This window comes from Actinoallomurus sp. NPDC050550, assembly GCF_040655075.1.
Taxonomy (GTDB): domain Bacteria; phylum Actinomycetota; class Actinomycetes; order Streptosporangiales; family Streptosporangiaceae; genus Actinoallomurus.
The window spans coordinates 1-17,017 of record NZ_JBFAJC010000078.1 but is presented as its reverse complement, the minus strand read 5'-3'; the positions used below and the strand labels follow the sequence as shown (position 1 = coordinate 17,017).

14 protein-coding genes are annotated in these 17,017 nt (G+C 65.4%); 6 read left to right on the top strand and 8 right to left on the bottom strand.

Annotated elements, in window-relative coordinates; translation table 11 throughout:
• Positions 1–105 precede the first annotated feature (105 nt).
• From AB0I04_RS50475 to AB0I04_RS50465, 3 genes are read left to right on the top strand one after another with little or no spacing between them, the layout of a single operon-like run.
• The gene (locus tag AB0I04_RS50475; protein ID WP_360902477.1) at positions 106–1,317 is read left to right on the top strand and encodes an O-antigen polymerase; all 1,212 of its coding nucleotides are present in this window, start codon (positions 106–108) and stop codon (positions 1,315–1,317) included.
• Positions 1,230–2,705, top strand: a complete 1,476-nt coding sequence (locus AB0I04_RS50470) for a hypothetical protein (RefSeq protein WP_360902474.1) — start codon at positions 1,230–1,232, stop codon at positions 2,703–2,705. The genes AB0I04_RS50475 and AB0I04_RS50470 overlap by 88 nt, the downstream gene beginning before the upstream one ends.
• A complete protein-coding gene (locus AB0I04_RS50465; RefSeq protein ID WP_360902471.1) occupies positions 2,608–3,588 on the top strand; it encodes an FkbM family methyltransferase in 981 nt (326 codons plus the stop codon). Before AB0I04_RS50470 ends, AB0I04_RS50465 begins: the two co-directional genes overlap by 98 nt.
• Here AB0I04_RS50465 and AB0I04_RS50460 read toward each other — a convergent pair.
• On the bottom strand, positions 3,578–5,866 hold the full coding sequence (locus tag AB0I04_RS50460; protein ID WP_360902468.1) for a hypothetical protein: 2,289 nt from the start codon (positions 5,864–5,866) through the stop codon (positions 3,578–3,580). The genes AB0I04_RS50465 and AB0I04_RS50460 overlap by 11 nt on opposite strands.
• A gap of 286 nt (positions 5,867–6,152) precedes the next feature.
• Between AB0I04_RS50460 and AB0I04_RS50455 the strand changes: the two genes are divergently transcribed.
• Positions 6,153–7,049: a glycosyltransferase gene (locus AB0I04_RS50455; protein WP_360902466.1), complete on the top strand. Its 897-nt coding sequence runs from the start codon at positions 6,153–6,155 to the stop codon at positions 7,047–7,049.
• A 9-nt stretch (positions 7,050–7,058) separates the two neighbouring features.
• Here AB0I04_RS50455 and AB0I04_RS50450 read toward each other — a convergent pair whose 3' ends face one another.
• From AB0I04_RS50450 to AB0I04_RS50430, 5 genes are all read right to left on the bottom strand, one after another.
• Positions 7,059–7,982, bottom strand: a complete 924-nt coding sequence (locus AB0I04_RS50450; protein ID WP_360902463.1) for a sulfotransferase — start codon at positions 7,980–7,982, stop codon at positions 7,059–7,061.
• A 38-nt stretch (positions 7,983–8,020) separates the two neighbouring features.
• On the bottom strand, positions 8,021–9,010 hold the full coding sequence (gene rfbB / locus AB0I04_RS50445) for a dTDP-glucose 4,6-dehydratase (RefSeq protein ID WP_360902460.1): 990 nt from the start codon (positions 9,008–9,010) through the stop codon (positions 8,021–8,023).
• Positions 9,007–10,074, bottom strand: a complete 1,068-nt coding sequence (locus AB0I04_RS50440) for a glucose-1-phosphate thymidylyltransferase (protein ID WP_360902457.1) — start codon at positions 10,072–10,074, stop codon at positions 9,007–9,009. Before AB0I04_RS50440 ends, rfbB begins: the two co-directional genes overlap by 4 nt.
• A gap of 144 nt (positions 10,075–10,218) precedes the next feature.
• A complete protein-coding gene (gene rffA / locus AB0I04_RS50435; protein ID WP_360902455.1) occupies positions 10,219–11,358 on the bottom strand; it encodes a dTDP-4-amino-4,6-dideoxygalactose transaminase in 1,140 nt (379 codons plus the stop codon).
• Positions 11,359–11,363: 5 nt separating this feature from the next.
• Positions 11,364–12,161 (bottom strand): hypothetical protein, encoded by a 798-nt coding sequence (locus tag AB0I04_RS50430; protein ID WP_360902454.1) that lies wholly within the window; start codon positions 12,159–12,161, stop codon positions 11,364–11,366.
• A 288-nt stretch (positions 12,162–12,449) separates the two neighbouring features.
• On the opposite strand from AB0I04_RS50430, the gene AB0I04_RS50425 reads away from it, so the two are divergent.
• The gene (locus AB0I04_RS50425; RefSeq protein ID WP_360902451.1) at positions 12,450–13,637 is read left to right on the top strand and encodes a glycosyltransferase; all 1,188 of its coding nucleotides are present in this window, start codon (positions 12,450–12,452) and stop codon (positions 13,635–13,637) included.
• On the opposite strand, the gene AB0I04_RS50420 is transcribed toward AB0I04_RS50425, so the two are convergent.
• Together AB0I04_RS50420 and AB0I04_RS50415 are read right to left on the bottom strand one after the other, a co-directional pair.
• Positions 13,598–14,461 carry a class I SAM-dependent methyltransferase gene (locus AB0I04_RS50420; protein ID WP_360902449.1) on the bottom strand — a complete coding sequence of 288 codons (864 nt, stop codon included), beginning with the start codon at positions 14,459–14,461 and terminating at the stop codon, positions 13,598–13,600. The genes AB0I04_RS50425 and AB0I04_RS50420 overlap by 40 nt on opposite strands.
• Positions 14,454–15,779: an O-antigen ligase family protein gene (locus AB0I04_RS50415; protein WP_360902446.1), complete on the bottom strand. Its 1,326-nt coding sequence runs from the start codon at positions 15,777–15,779 to the stop codon at positions 14,454–14,456. Before AB0I04_RS50415 ends, AB0I04_RS50420 begins: the two co-directional genes overlap by 8 nt.
• A 178-nt stretch (positions 15,780–15,957) precedes the next feature.
• On the opposite strand from AB0I04_RS50415, the gene AB0I04_RS50410 reads away from it, so the two are divergent.
• A complete protein-coding gene (locus AB0I04_RS50410) occupies positions 15,958–16,926 on the top strand; it encodes an LCP family protein (protein ID WP_360902443.1) in 969 nt (322 codons plus the stop codon).
• The last annotated feature ends 91 nt before the right edge of the window (positions 16,927–17,017 follow it).

Below are 17,017 nucleotides of genomic sequence, written 5' to 3'. Positions count from 1 at the left end.
ACCGGGGCGGGGCGCCGTTCGTCCACGCCGAGTCCGCTCCAGCTGCGCCAAGGGGCCTGGTGGTTGCATCCAGGCTGGACCGGCATCCTGAGCGTCCTACCGTGTTTGGCCATCGCGTGCCTCATCCCGGCGGACGACTTCCGTCTCTGGTGGCGCACGCCGAAATACTTCGGCACGGCTGAGGCGCTTCTCACCGCGCTACTTCTCGGCGTTTTCGTCACCGGCACGCTGGTACCGAACCTCATCAAACGCCGTAGGCATGATTCCCGAAAGCCACACGAAATCGTCACGGTCGGTCAACAGAAAGTCTTGCTGTGGGCCGGACGCGTGTTCCTGATACTTGCCTTGATCGGGTACGTGACGTGGGCCGTGGCCGCCGTATCACGTGGCTACGGAGCACAACAGCTGTACGACGCGCTCGCCCTGCAGCGGGGCGTACTGCAATCCGCCAGAGGTGAATACCTCACCACCGTTCCGGGAATCACGACACTTACCCAAGTCGGCCCGCTCGCTCTTATCTGCTTGCTGCTGGATCGCCGGATCAGCGGCCGACGGCACACGCTCGGACTGGTCGCACTCGCGAGTTTCGGCCTGGCCCGAGGCTTCTTCAATACTGAGCGTATCGCCCTCATGGAACTGGCCGTCCCCGTAATCGTGCTCGCCGCGACAGCATTTCCCAAAGGCCGACGGCGGCAGCATTCAATCCTATGGGCGATGCTTCCGCTCCTTGGCCCACTGGTCTTGGCGACCGTCTTCGGCGCCCTTGAGTACACCCGCAGCTGGAACGATTTCTACGCACGCCATAGTGACACCGGTTTCATCGGGTTCGTGCTACGGCGACTTGGCGGATATTACGCTACCTCCAGCAACAATTCAGCCATACTCCTAGCCCATGATTCAACGAATTCGCCGATACCTATCTACACCGGACCGTTCCTATGGAACTTCCCAGTCGTGAGATCATTCGTTCACATCGACAACAGTGCCACCAACGGTACCGACTACAGATCATATCTGTATGCGAGATACGGAAATCTGGAATTCAATACTCCCGGGGGAATCCTTCCCAGCATCATCGACTATGGCCTTTTCGGCGCAGTCGTCTGGTGGGGCGCCGTAGGGCTGCTCATCGGAATCTGCTACCACAGCATGCGTTCCGGAGAACTGCGTGGAATCGTCCTCTACGCTGTCATCTATGTCGGCATCCTCGAAATGGGAATGCTCTTCTATTGGGGACTTGGCCGCGCCTTTCCTCTGATCGTCGGTGGGCTGATTACTTGGATGCTGCTACATCGCGCACGCGCCAGAGAGGACTGATCATGCTCACTCATGCCACCCGCCGAGGCGGATGGATCCTCGCCGATCAGGTCATATCGAGTGCGACGAATTTTATGTTGATCATTCTGTCGGCACGGCGTATGTCGGCCGCAGCATTCGGCGAATTCGCCCTGCTATATGGCTATTACGTAGTCTTTCATCAGCTAACCCAGACAACGTTCGCCGAGCCACTAATGGTGCGTTTCCCCCGGGACCCCGGCTCCGCGCGCCGGGCACTGCGCGACAGCTCGGGAGCCGCGGCGGTGTTCGGGCTGATCGGTGCCGTCGCGCTGCTCCCGTTGTCCGGCCCGATCCTGGGCGGCATCACCGCTCCGGTCCTGATCTTGGCAGCTTTGCTCCCGGTGCTCCTCATTCAGAGCACCCTGCGAATGGGCTTCATCGCCGCCGGCCAGCCCCGCAAGGCCATCGTGAGCGATGCCGCCTGGGGGCTGAGCCAGTGCGTCGCCATGTTCGTCGTGCTGTCGGTGACCACGAAGATGACCTGGGTGTTCCTGGTCTGGGGACTCAGCGGACTGATCGCCACCGTGATCGCGATCGCCCAGGCCCGGGTGCTGCCGCGCTTCGCCTCCGCGTCCGGCTGGCTCCGCGAGTACGGCGATCTCGCACGTCCGTACCTGGTCGAGGGCGTGGTGCTGACGATCTGCTCCTACGGGACGCTGATCGTGGTCGGCAGGATCGCAGGGCTGGCGGCCGTCGGCTCGCTGCGTGCCGCGGATACGGTCTTCGGCCCGGCCGCCGTGGTGATCAACGCCGGCCGAGTGATCGCCATCACCGAACTGTCACGGCTGCTCGCCGACCGGCCGGACCGGCTCGGCCAGGGAACCCTCGTGGTCACGCTGGGACTCGGAACCGTCGGCGCCGCCTCGGGGGTGCTGGCGATGGTGTTGCCGGCGAGCGTCGGCGCGTTGGTGTTCGGCAGATCATGGCAGCTCATGGCTCCTCTGCTGCCGGCGCAGACCGTCTTTCGCATCGCGCAGGGCGCGGTGCTGGGGCCGGCGGGGGCCCTACGCGCCCTGCAGGCGATACGCGCGCTCTTCATATTCAGGCTGGCCACGGCGGTCGCCCTGGTCGGCGCGGCCGCCATCGGCGCCGCTTTCGCCGGCGCTCAGGGAGCCGCGACGGGTCTCGCCGCCACCATGACACTGTCCTGCCTGTACGGCGCCGTGCTGTACGCGAGACATCGACCCCAGACGACCGTCCGACCACTCGGTCGGCGACACCGGCCGGCAGTGCCCGCCGAGCAACTCGGCACAGTCGACTATCAGGGAGTTGACCAGCATCGTGCGCAGGCAAATCGCTCGCCAGACTCTCAAGGTTTCCCGGAAACTGTTCAGGCGAACGCGCGTTCAGGATCTCACGATCACTAAGCGCATCCAGAAGATGGTTTACAAATTCGGCTGTTCCGCGAATGGCGATGACGTCGCGACGGTATACCGCGGGCTGAGTCTGACCGGTCCGGCACGCGACTTCTCGATCATTCACCAACTGTTCGCCGGTTATTACGAAGAGGTCGAGATCGTCCTTTTCGAGCGCCTGGCGACCCGCAGCAAGGTGATCATCGATATCGGTGCCAACATCGGCCTTTACTCCTGTGTCGGCGCAGCAAATCTTCCAGAGGGCGGCCATCTGGTCGCGTTCGAACCCGTACCGGAGAACGTCGCCTACCTGCGGGGGAACATCACCCGAAACGGCCTCCTGGAGAAGGTCACCGTCGAAGCGGCGGCGGTCGGCGAGAAGATCGGTTCCGCGACGATCTACCTGGCGAGGGGCATCGGCCATCATTCCATCGGCGCCGGTAACGCGCTGGGATGGTCCAGCTCGACGTCGGTCCCCGTGGTCTCACTCGATTCGTATCTGGCGGACCATGAGATCGGTACGCCAGACCTCATCAAGATCGACGCCGAGGGCTACGACGGGTTCGTACTTCGAGGCGCCCAGAAGACACTGAGCCTCGCCCCGACGCTACTGATCGAATACAGTCCGCACGGGCTGGAGAATTGCGGCTTCTCGCCGTACGAGCTCCTTGATGTGATTTTTTCAAATTATCACCATGTGTTCCTCGTCCATGAGATCAGGATGCGCGCCTGCACGAAGCAGGACGTCCTTCGTCTCGGCATGAAAGAGGGCCTCGGGGCGAACCTTCTCGCGACCAACAACGATGACCATCTGGCGATCGCGAACATGATGCTCGACGCACACTCGAATCGCGCTAAGGACCGATCGGACGTCAGTGTCCGTCTCAGCCCGTGATCTCGTAGACACTGCACTGACCCGCCGCATAGCGCAGGCGCGCGAATCGGTCGAGGTCGGGAGCGGGCCGGTCAAAACTCCTGTCGACGAAGAGCCAGCGCACACCGTACGTGTGGCGTAGTCGCCGAACCGCCTCGAGTGAGGGCCGGTGGAAGACGGCGTCGTTGGCCATCAGCCGCCGAAGGTCCCAGAAGGGCACTGACTCGTCGGGAATGTGCCGTCTCACCCCCTCCATATGCGCTCTCGCGGTGTAGCGCCAGCTCTCCACCAGGACGCGTCGCTCCGAATACGCCGATACGGCGAAGCGCCGATCGTCGCAGCCCATGCCGGAGAGGCAGACGGCGTTGGTCGCGACCAGGTCATCGGGACGCGAGTGATCCCGCAGCCACCGTCCCGCCTCGAGAGTCCCCGCGCCGATCGCGGCTGCCAACGGGTCTCGGGGAATGCCATGCCAGAGTTGCCGGACGTGGAGCAGACTCCCGGGCAGGATGAGCCCGCCGACGAAGGCGAGCGCCACCACCGGCGACAGGGACCGCACGGATGGACGCCGGCGTCCGGCCAACACCAGAAGCACCATGCACCCGATGCTGATCACTATGAGCGCGAAGAACGGGCCGAGCATACGCGGCAGTGCGTCACCCACGGTCGGCCTGGTGTTCCCCCCCAGTCCGCGGACCGCCAAGACCGCAGCGACCCCACCGGCCGAGGCACCGAGAAGCATGATTCCCGAGCGTCGGCCGAGCCGCCCCGGAAGCACAGCCATCAGCCCGTAGACGGATACGAGAGACATACATGGCATCACGCCGCAGAGGAAGTACGACTGGGAGTTACCGGGAAAACGCAGAATGCACGCGACCGCGATCCCCGTCACACTGATTCCAAGGAGCAGGAGGATCGCCGGGTCGCACAAGGTCCTTCGCCGGAGGGCCAGGCACAGTGCGCCTCCCCAGACAAAGACCCGACCGACAATGCTCACCAGCGCCGCGACCTCCCGCAACGCCTGCGGAGGATCGGACGTCGAGGCGGCCACATCAGCCACAGCACCGAACATCGACCCGGGGTGAAAAATCACGCCGTCAGAGTTCCCGCCGAACAGCACCAATTTCGCGATCAGCACGGAGGGGGCCGCGGCCAGGAGCGCCACGAGTGCCGGTCGGTGCAGGCGCCGTCTCGCGATGATCGTCCCGATCAGCACGATGAGAAGGCCCGCGATGAGCATCGGGAGATAGGTGGCCTTCGCCCCCATCACCCCCATGAGCAAGGTGACGAACAGGATCCACGGCCCCGCTCCCGACCTCGGCCGACGAAGAAGGTCGATGAGCAGCAGAATGACAGGCGCGAACATCATCGCCCCGAGCCCTTGCGTCGGGCTTCGCCACGGCACGTCAGCGCGTATCAGGAAGTCGACGCCCAAGGAGGGGTACCAGGAGTACACGCTCGGCGCCCATACCAGACAGTTGATCGCCAGCGCGACCATCCCGGGCCACCACCGATCGGTCAAGCGCCGTGCGGCCGCGAAGAGCAGTACGAGCGACGTCGCCAGGGTCGGCAGCATGAACAGCCGGTACAGCAGCGTCTGCGGCTCGATGCCGGTGACCCAACTGGTGGCCGCCATGTCCGCGTAGACGAACCAGTGATAGTAGAGCGGCTCACCGGCCACGGACGGCGCTTCTGGTGGCATATGGTGCTTGAGTTCACCGATGAGGCCCAGATGGTACGGCATGTCGATGTAGGGCGCGGCATAGCCCGGCCACGTCAGCCCGTGCTGACGGTAGAACGCCGACCCGGTCGACAGTACGACGAACCCGACCAGAGCCGCGAGCGCCCAGGAATAGGCAGCCGGGACGTGCCTGATGGGCCCCGTTCTTCGCCAGTGTCGCCGCAATGCCGGTACGGCGAGAAAAGCGGTTATCGTGACGGCCGGCCACGCGAGCACGAACAAAGGATGCCCGGCCCACCGTGCGCCCACATAAATGAGTACGGTGATCGCCTGTCCGAGGACCGTCCCGGCCGCGACCTCTTCGGCGACGAACTGCGATCCCCCTCGAAAAGCGCGCCACAGCAGCACCCCCGGCACCGTGGAACCCAGAGTGATGAAGGCGCCGAAGAACGCCGTTTCGCGTAGGGGCACGCCATAATGTCGCAAAAGAGCGGCAGCCACCGCGATCACGAGCGCCGTGGGAACCCAGCCCGATCGTAGCGCTTTCGCCGGCCATCGTATCGGGCGCTCAGTCCCGATCGGCATTGTCATCTGATCTGCCGGCGGCGCCTGCGCCATGACCCTCTCCTCGCCGATTCACCGTAAAAGAAGAAGCGTAGCGACCAGCAACGTAACAAGATCCGAACGATGGTCACACAAAGAATGAGGAAATGAGAAGGTCATTCTCGGTAATATTTGGACGCCGCCGCCACCGCGACAATCCGGAGCGATCGCCACAGCCAACGCGACACCCCCATATCGATGGACCGTCATGCTGCAACCGCTACCTCAGAGCAGATCCATATAATGGGTCCACAGGAAGAGCGAAGGCGTCTCTCCAGGAATTACCATTGACCCGGATGAATTGAACAACGGTGACATGAAATCGAAACCGAAATTCGCTGTCGTTGTGACCACGATCGGGCGGCCCAAGCTGCTGGACCACCTGCTGGCATCCATCCACGCGCAGACGCTCAGGCCCAGCGAGGTGGTCGTCGTCGACCAGAGCAGCGACGACGGCACACGCGCCGTGGTCGCCTCATGGGCAGATCGGCTCCCTGTGCGTCGTCTGACCTCGGCACGAGGCGCATCGGTCGGACGCAACGTAGGTGTCGCGGCCCTGGGAGACTACGATTTCGTCGCGTTTCCGGACGACGACACCAGCTATCTGCCCGAGACGCTCGCGCAAGCCGCGGCGGCCCTCGCGCGTTCTCCATCGGCCGGCGGGGTCTCCGGTCGCTCGGTCGGCACCCCGGGTCGACCGGCTCAGCTCACCTCGTTCGGCGACCGGCAGATGCCGCTGAACCATCGGACGGTGTGGACGAGCGCCATCGAGCACACGGTCTTTCTAAGGCGCGACTTCCTCCGCGCCGTGGGCGGTTTCGACGAAGATCTCGGGGTCGGCGCCGCATCACCCTGGCAATCGGGGGAGGGAACGGATCTGCTTCTTCGTGGCCTGAAGGCCGGCTGGACGATCCTGTTCGACCCCCAGATCATCATCGTCGAGTACAACCCCGACGCGCCGTCACCAGGTGAACGCGCCTACCACATCAAGGCCAGGCGCTATGCGCGCGGCACCGGACGCGTGTACCGGGCCCACCACGGCCTCGGCCTCCGGATCAGGGTGGTCTTCCGCCCTCTCGCGGCAGCGGCGCTGAGCATCGCCGGCGGACGCTGGGCCCTGACCATTTGGTATCTCCAGCGGGCCATCGGCCGCATCGAAGGATTGACGGGGCTCGTCCTGCCTGGGCCGAGAGAGTAGAACTCTTTCTCAGCTGCGGGAGTAGCGGCGGAGCAATGGGTACGTGAGCGCGGACACCAGCAGACGGTCGGTACGGGGAAGGTGAGTGCGCCAGGCATCGTCGAGGCGAAGGGAGACGCGACCGGTCTGCGCACGCATCGGATTGCCTCCGATACTGTGCCCGGCGTCCAGCACAGCGTGATCATCGGACAGGAATCTCATCGCCGACTCATCGACCGACAGGCCCGCAAAAGATATGACTTCACGGAGGACGCCGACAGGATCGTCGATGAGGCGTTCATAGGCGAGCATGCGGGTCGACACTCCCTTTCTGCTCAGAATCTCCAAAGCAAGGTTCTGAACGATCCAATTGATTGACGTATCCGCCGGCGACGCCGTTCCCAGGGTTGCGCCACGAACGGAATCCACCCGCACTACGTTTTTTGTGCAAGAATACGCAACGCCACGGCTGTCGCGAACTACGTGAACCAGTCTCAGGTCGACGTCGGCATACATGCCAAGGCAGCAGGCCAACGGCGCCCGCTTGCTCGAATCAACGACGACCTGCGCGCCACTGACTTCGAGTGCGGCCGTGTAGATCTTGGTGTAGTAAGAGGCGTAGGCGGCGGCCGTCGTCTGGACCGCGCCGGAGCGCTTGCCTTGGAGCAACGCCGGAAGAAAGCGAATCCGGTCGATCGATCCACGGAGTCGTCGCATTTCCTGCAGATCAACGGCGTCCCAGCCACCAAACGCCCGGTCGCCTATCTCCTTCCAGAAAACACAGGAAGCGATCAGGTCCCCACAGGTACATAGATCTCCATTTCTGAGTCCTGTCCCCCAGAGGTTGCAGACCTCACCCAGCGAGACGACCTCGGGCAACTGACCGAGGAGGCGATGCAGGAGCGTGGTTCCACTTCGAGAGACGCCACCCACGAAGATGACACGGGGATGCATACCGATCCTTTCGCCAAGTTCGCTCTCACGAATATGGGTTAACGCACCGTCGGGCGTTCCGCCTCAATGAGCGGCCGCCAGAAGTCCTCATTGTCCGCATACCAGCGCGCGACGGCCGCGAGCCCCTCGTCGAAATCGACCTCGGGTCGATAACCGAGGCCTCGGATCTTCGTCGTGTCGATCGAGTACCGGCGATCGTGCCCCAGACGATCTGCGACGTACTCGACCATGTCCCAGCCCTCCCCCACCGCCTCGAGCAATCTGCCGACAAGTTCGAAGTTGGTGAGCTCGGTACCACCGCCGATGTTGTATGTCTCGCCCGCCGACCCCTTCTCCAGTACCAGCTGGATGCCACGGCAGTGATCGTCGACGTGTAGCCACTCACGGACATTCCGACCGTCGCCGTACAAGGGGATCTTGCGTCCATCGAGCAGGTTCGCGATGGACAGCGGAATGATCTTTTCAGGATACTGCCACGGCCCGTAGTTATTCGAGCAGCGAGTAACTCTGACATCCAAACCATAGGTGCGATAAAAGGCACGGCAGAGCAGATCCGCGCCCGCTTTGGAAGCGGAGTAGGGCGAGTTGGGCAACAACGGCTCGGTCTCCCGCCAGGCCCCATCATCGATCGATCCGTACACTTCGTCGGTGGAGACCTGCACGAACGTCCGGACCCCATATTCGAGTGCCGCCTGAAGCAGCCGCTGTGTGCCCAGAACGTTCGTCACCACGAAATCGCCGGCGTCGTCGATCGACCGGTCGACGTGCGACTCCGCGGCGAAATTGACAATCACATCATGGCCGGGAACGACTTCCTTGAGAAGCGAGCCGTCGCCGATGTCACCTCGGATGAAGGTGAACTGCGGATGGCCTGCCACGGATGCGAGGTTGGCGAGGTTACCGGCGTAGGTGAGCTTGTCCAGCACCGTGACATCCGCATCCTCCCATCCCGGGTAGCCGCGACGAAGCAATGCGCGAACATAGTGCGATCCGATGAATCCAGCACCACCGGTGACGAAGAACCTCATATGCGCAGTTGGACCTTACTGTGATCACCGACCATCAGGCGGTGGGCATTAGGTGCGTGAACGGCACGCGTCACCTCGACGTCCCTGCCGATCAGGGAGTACTCGATCCGCGGCACGCCCTGGATCGTCGAGCCACCGAGGACGATGGAGTACTCGATCTCGGCCTCTTCGATGAGGCAGTCATCCCCGATGGACGTGAACGGACCGACGTAGGAGCGGAGCACCTTGCTTCCGGCCCCGATGACGATCGGTCCGCGGAGTACCGAATCCTCGACCACCGCGTCCGGGTGGACCACGACTCGGCCGTCGATCTCCGATCGGCCCGCTACCACGCCGGCGAGGTCCGGCTCGACCGTCTCGAGCAGAATGCGGTTGCATTCCAGGATGTCCTGGAGACGACCGGTGTCCTTCCAGTAACCGGTGACGATGTGCGAGTGAACACGATGTCCCTGGTCGATCAGCCACTGGACCGCGTCCGTGATCTCAAGTTCACCGCGCGCCGAGGGCTTGATCGCGCCTACCGCCTCGTGTATCGCTGCTGTGAACGCGTACACGCCGACGATCGCCAGATCGCTTCTCGGCAGTTCGGGCTTCTCCTGCAGGCTGATGATGCGACCGTCCCGGTCGAGTTCGGCAACGCCGTAGAACTGCGGCTCGGCGACCTTGCTCAGCAACAGTTGCGCCGTGTAACCGCCGGCCCGGAACTCCTGAAGGAGGTTCGAGATGCCGCCGACGAGGAAGTTGTCGCCGAGGTACACGATGAAGTCGTCGTCGCCCAGGAAGTCCTTCGCGATGAGCACACAGTGCGCGAGCCCGAGCGGTTCCTTCTGCGGGATATAAGTGACGTCCATCCCAAAACGCGACCCATCACCGACCGCCGCGCGCACCTCATTCCCGGTATCACCGATGACGATCCCGACGTCGGTGATACCTACCTCGCAGATCGCGTCCAGGCCGTAAAACAGCACTGGCCGGTTGGCGACCGGGACAAGTTGCTTCGCCGACGTATGAGTGAGGGGACGCAGGCGAGTACCGCGTCCCCCTGCGAGCACCAGTGCCTTCATCGTTCTGCAGCTTCCACGAGCCCCCCCGAGTCCGCGTGTCATGCAAATGATCTCATGGGCGTGCACGCGACCCGGCGGACACGGCTTCTTTTTGTGAACGTTTACCGGCGGGATATGAGTTTGATACTCGCGGCGATGCCCGTCTCAGTAGGAGATGACGGCTTTGACAATGCGTTGCAGTTCGTCATCGCTCATCGCGGCGAACAGTGGAAGCCGCACGAGCCGGTCGGCGACGTCCTCGGTAACCGGACATCCACCCGGCGCCACGCGTCCGTACCGCAGTCCCCCGGGCGTGGTGTGCAACGGCTGATAATGGAATGCCGCCCGCACCCCCTGCTCGCTGAGATGGCGCAGGAACGCCTGGCGGTGGGCCAGATCGGGCAGCAGCAGGTAGTACAGGTGAGCCGGATGGTCTCGGTCGGCGGGTACGATCGGCCGCCGCACCTCACGCTCCTTGGCCCAGTCGGCCACCCACTCGTCATAGGCCGCCCAGACACGGTGCCGCCGGGCCTGGATGTCGTCGATCGCCTCGAGTTGTGCGACGAGGAAGGCGGCCAGCATGTCGGAGGGCAGGTAGCTCGAACCGATGTCGATCCATCGGTACTTGTCCACCATTCCGCGGAAGAACTGAGCGCGGTTGGTGCCCTTCTCCCGGATGATCTCAGCGCGTTCGACGAGCCCAGGGTCGTTCAGGACGAGCGCACCGCCCTCCCCGCACTGCACGTTCTTCGTGGCGTGGAAGCTCTGGGTGGCCATCGCGCCGAACGACCCCAGCGCTCGGCCGCGGTAACGGGCACAGAGCCCGTGTGCGTTGTCCTCCACCACGGCCAGGCCGTGCCGCTCGGCGATCGCCATGATGGCGTCCATCTCACAGGCCACGCCGGCGTAGTGCATGACGACGATCGCGCGCGTCCGTTCCGTGATCGCCGCCTCGATCCGCCGCTCGTCCAGGTTGAGCGTGTCCGGACGGCAGTCGGCGAAGACCGGGACCGCGCCGCGCAGCGCGAAGGCGGTGGCGGTCGAGGTGAAGGTGAACGACGGCATGATGACCTCGTCACCGGGGGCGATGCCGAGGAGCAGGGCACTCATCTCCAGCGCATGCGTGCACGAGGTCGTCAGCAGGGCTGAGGAGGCCCCGATGAGCTCGGCGATCAGCGCGTTCGCTCGTCTCGTGAAAGGCCCGTCCCCCTCCAGAGCACCACCGGCCATGGCCCGCACCAGATATTCCTGCTCCGCTCCGGCGACATAGGGGCGGTTGAACGGAATCACGGTAGTATCCGGCAAAGTCGTTATCCTTGTCTTGACCGGTTCTCAGCGGGCTCTGCCGGATTTCTCAGCAGGCCCCGCCGGATAAGGTGGACTGTGAAAATGCTGAGCACAGGCTTGAAGCCATAGTCCGCCCAGCGACGCTGCACTCGGACGTTCCGGCTCTGGGTGGAGATGACCACGCTTTCGATTCCGCGCGACGCCGCTCGGCCCTCCGTTCCGGCGAGCAGGTGATGGTAGAGCCCGGCGTTCTGGGCCCCCGAGACCACGCCGCTGAGCTCGATCTCGGCGACACCGCTCGCGGCGCCGTAAGTGACGAATCCGAGCATCCCGGATTCGCGATCTCGACTCTCGGTGTTTCGGATGGCGACGACGCCGCTCGTGATCTCCCGACGGGCCCATTCCTGGTAGCCCGCTAGCACCAGCGCCGGATCGAACAGTGGATTGGCGCGGTAGTGGTTGCCGTAATCGCGGAAGGCATCGACGATCATGGCGTCCATCTCCGCCGCGCTCACGGAGTCGACGATCTCGAGACCGCCCGGCAGCGGAGGGGGACGTCGCCCCTGGCCCGTGGCCAGTTTCCAGCCGACGAGGTTGTCGGCGACGATGGCGGTCCGGTCGAGTTCCGTCAGGGCCGCGAACCAGCTCATGCGATCGGCCGGATAACGCAGGACCACGACATCCGCCGTGGAGGCATTGATCGCGTCGAGTACGTCCTCGAGCGTCGCCGCCGACGCTGCGGATACGGAGATCCGATCGACGGCGATACCGAATCGGGCCGAGTCGTACGGAGACGGCCCGGCGACCACGCCCGGCGCCAAGGCGACATCGTGCCAACTCATGGGATGCCTCCGCCATATTATCGTCATGAATTCCATCGGTCGGCCGTCGGCTTACAACGGTATCCAGACCGGATGCGCGGCATTCAAGTCGACGTCGACCATCAGCATCGGCTTTCCTAAAATATTCTTTGGAAATTCGACCACCATCGTCCCTGCCTAGCGAATATCACCCCCGAGCGGGCGACACGGACAATGGGTGAGAAGCGGACGGCGACCGTCGGCGGGAAATCGTCGTCTTACCATCACGACCATGACAGGGCGGGAACTTTGAGACAGGCCCCAGGCGGTGAGGTCGCGGTCTCGGCGCGGGCCGATGCCGGCGGAACGTCGGCCCCGCTCGAGCGCGTGTGCCTGCTGATCGGCCAACTCGGCCTCGGCGGTACCGAGAAGCAGGTCGCCCTGCTCGCCGAGGGCCTGCGCGCACGGGGCGTCGACACGAGCGTGCTGGTGATGTTCGAGGGAGGTCCGCACGAAGACACCCTCCGCACCGCCGGTGTCCCCGTAATACACCTCGGGTTCCAGCGCCGCTCCGCGGGTTGGCGGATGCCGTCGGACAACGCGGCGGCGTTCCTCCGATTGGTCGGGCGCCTGCGCCGGACGCGGCCGGACGTGCTGCACGCGTTCCTCTTCCACAGCCACGTGACGGCCGCCGCGGCCGCACGCCCGGCGGGCGTCCCGGTGCTCGTGGCGGGCCGCAGAAGCCTCGGGGATTTCAAGCGGGGCCGACCGCTGGTGTCGGCCTTGGACGCTGCGGCGACGCGCGTGACCGACCATCTCATAGCGAACGCGCGGGCCGTCGCCGACGACGCGTTGCGCGACAGAGGCGTCACGGCGGAGAAGCTCACGATCGTTCGGAACGGTCTTCCCGGCTCCGCCTTCGAGCCGATGCCTCCCGCTCCCCTCGCCACCCGGCTTCCGGTCGTGCTCTGCGTGGCCAACCTCATCTCGTACAAGGGCCACCGGTACCTCCTCGAGGCCATGGCACGACTGCGGACGTGTGGGGTCCCCTGCACACTCGCGCTGGCCGGCGACGGGCCCGAGCGGGCGGCGCTGGAGCGTCAGGCGACGCGGCTCGGCGTCGACGTCCGCTTCCTCGGTACGCGAACCGACATCGGACGGTTGCTGGCCCGGTGCGACGTCGTAGCGCTGGCCTCACTTCAGGAAGGCATGAGCAACGCCGTCATGGAGGCCATGGCGGCGGGACGCCCGGTCGTCGCGACGGAGGTCGGAGGCGCCGGCGAGTTGCTCCGCGGCCGCGGCGTACTGGTGCCGCCGGCCGATCCCCAGGCGCTGGCGGACGGGATCGCACGGGTGATCGGGAATCCGGCGTTCGCCGCCGACCTCGGTCTGAGAGCACGCGCGTGGAGCGAGGCGCACCTGAGCAACGACGTCATGGTCGACGAGCACGTGCGCGTCTACCGCGAACTGCTCGGCATGGTCCGGCAACCGTCGTGAGGACGTTCGAAGACGTACTCGTTGCACCCGAGGTCGCCTCCGCAGGTCGTCATGTGGCGCAGTTCGAAGCCCCGGGAGCGCAGGAACAGAAACACCTGCTCGGGCCTGGCCACTTCGAAGGGAAACCCACCGACCCAATCGACGAGGTCGTGCCACGCGGACATGCCCCGTGGCCGTACCCGCCGGTCCGGCACGCCGGCGCCGACGGAGGCCACGCGCATGAGCCGGCGCAGCGGCGCGTTCCGTACGAGATAGGCGGCGCTCGCCGCGAGGAGAAGCCGCCGTACCAGCGAACCGGACCTGTTGTAGCGCCGTTTCACGTGCCACCACATCCGGCTCCGTGGCCCTTGGTCGTTGTACACCGAGATGTAGATGAGGCCGCCTGGTACGACCAGGCGGGACGTGGCGTCGATCGCAGCCCACAGGTCGCCCGTATGGTGCAGAACGCCCCAGGCATAGACGACGTCAAAGGTGCCCAGCCGCTCGACGAACCGGTCGTCGAGGATGGACCCCTGCTCGACGCCCCAGTCGCTGCCCGGTGCGAACCGCCTGCGTAGCTCGGCAGCAGCCGCCACCGACTCGGGATCGAAGTCGAAAGCGCGAACCCGCGCCCCGAGCCGCTGCGCGGCCAGCGAGAAGAGCCCGCTGCCGCACCCCACGTCGAGAAAGGTACGGCCCGCCAGGTCGGCGACCCCCAGCGGATCGCGGACGGCGTGGACGGCGGCGGCGATCCTCGTGTCGTCGACGAGTTCGATGAAGGAACGCCAGTTCTCCCCGAATCGGAACCGGTCATCCCTCCGGGCATCGGTTCGGACGTCAGGCACGTGGCTCCGCCCCTTCTCGTGGCGGTCGGGCGATCGAGGTCGTCTCTCGTTTCCGCCTGAGTGCCCGAGCCGCGCCGACCACCAGCGCCCTCGTGGTGAGCCCCCGGCTGGGCCGGGAGGCCAGGAGGCACCCCATCGAGACCCAGAAGGGCGCGCTGACGACCGGATTCGCCAACGGATTGGACAGCAGGAGAATCACCCCGTACGTGAGCACGACGGCCCGCAGCAGCGCCAGGTCGCCGACCTGCCGCCGCCCCAGGCCGAGCCAGAGCAGGACGACGAACACGATCAACGTGATGACGCCCGCCTCGGCGGCCAGCCGCAGATATTCGTCATGGGTGGCGAGGTAGACGCCGACGTCCGGGGAGCGTTGGGCATAGCCGGGGAACGTCGAAAGGCCGATCCCCCGCAGCGGATGCTCGATGATCACGCGTACGGCGAACTCCGCCACTTTCCTGCGCAGACCGTTGCTGAGGCTCAGATCAGTGATCGTCCGGCCACCCGCACCCAGGTTCTCGATATGCCGTCCCATCGGCTGGAGCATCCCGCCGGCCGCCGCCGCTGTCGTGGCCGTGGCGACGCCGGAGATCAGAATGATCTGGAGGAGCCGGGAGCAGCCCTGGAGCAGGACGATGGCGACGCCGACGGCGGCCGCCAGGGACGCGCTCCGCGAGTGCGTCGCGGAGAGCGCGATGCCGCAGACGGCCGCGGGCACGAGCCATCTCGGATTACGGGCGTACCGCACCAGCCCCACGGCGGTGACGAACGGGATGGCGAGGAGAAAGCCGAGGTAGTTCGGGTTGCAGCCGAGCCCTTCGAGACGCACGTTGTCGAATCCGCCGCGGACGAGGACGTACGCCGCGGCGGCCGCACCGGACAGCGTGATCACGCGCGCGGCCTGCCGGGGGTGTGGCGAGGTGACGACGCTGACGCCCAGCAGCGCCAGGCCCGCCAGGATTCCCACGAGGTCGAAGAGCCGAGCGAGCTGCGCGTGAGGCATCGCGCTCAACGACCTGAGGAGATCGACGGCCCGATACCGCTGCCCTGGCGGCGCCGGCACCGCCGCCAGGGGAAAGGCGAAGCTCAAGACCAGCAGGCCGGCGAAGAGCACCATCCACAGGTAGGTGTGCCGCACCGGCACGATGCCGAGAAGGACCGATGCGGCGGCGATCGCCGCCGACGCGGCGATCGCGCTGACGAGGGCGAGTCGGCCGTCAGTGGACGTGCCCGCCCCGAGCATGCTCAGGGGAACCAGAAGAAGGACCAGCGTCGCCGGTCGGCAAAGGTCCCGGAGGCCCGCGGCCGAAGCCTGGTCCATCCGCCCGTGCACCCTCGTCCCCCCCGACGTTCCTGAAGATCATGTTTCACTGGACTGCCTCGCACACTGCGCACAGGTATAACTACGGACAGTAGCAGCATCTGATCTATCGGGCGCTGTACGAAACCGTGTTGCCACCGGGCCGGTACGAGATGACGAGCGGAAGGAACGCCGCACCATGAACCCTGACGCGCCGCCATGGGAGCCGAGAGCATGGCTACCCAGGTACGGGGGGCGGCGCTGGCCGTTCGCCGTGCTCGACGTCCTCCTGGTGGTCCTGCTGGCGTCATGCCTGTTCATCGAAGCGGACCTCGGCCGGATCGACGCGACGGCGCCCTATCCCCTCAAACCCACGTGGGGACTCGGCGAGGATTGGCTCCTGGTCACCTACGACGACCCACCCCAGCCGCCTGGACAACGGCCGATGACCGGCGCCGGCGGGCGCCGCATCGACACGGCGATCGAGCTTCACCTCCGCCACGACGGCGGCAGACCGCTGCTCGTCAGCCTGCCGTTGCGCACCACCGCCACGATCGCCGGTTACGGCGTCGCCTCTCTCCGCACGGCCTACGACCGAGGCGGGCCACAACTGTTGATCCGCGAGGTCGAGAGCATCGTCCACGCCAGCATCGACCACTACGTCGAGATCGGTCTCGGCGGTCTGGTCTCACTCGCCGACGCGGTCGGCGGGGTGCGAATCTGCGCGGACGAGCCGACCCGGGTCGCCGCGCCGTGGGCATCCGCGGACTGCTCCACCGTCTCCGGCGACCGGGCGCTGGACTATCTGCGCGGCGGCGCCCTCCCCCATGCCCGCCCGGGTCCCGCCGAACGCCGGCGAAGGCTCATCGCCGCAGTGATCGAGAAGGCGACGAGTCCGGATGCGGCCCTCGAACCGGCGCGGGTCATCGCGTTCGTCAGGACAGCCCTCGCCGTCGTCACGGTCGACAAGGGCAACCATCTGTACGACCTGGTCCGCCTGGCGCTGGCACTGTGCGATGGCGCCGTCACCGCGAAGACGATCCCAACCGTCGGCGCCTGGCAGCCCGGCATCGGCCAGATCGTCGGGTGGGACCCCAAGACGATGGCAGAGCTCGTCCGCTCGTTCGTCGTCGACCGCCCAGAACCCAAAGGCCTGATCCCCGGCTAGTGTCTCGCGTCTGAAATTCGTTGAAGAATTGTGGGGTTGCTGGCTGGCTCGCAGGGGTCGGCCGGTGGCCGAGGTGACGTTGACGGATGAG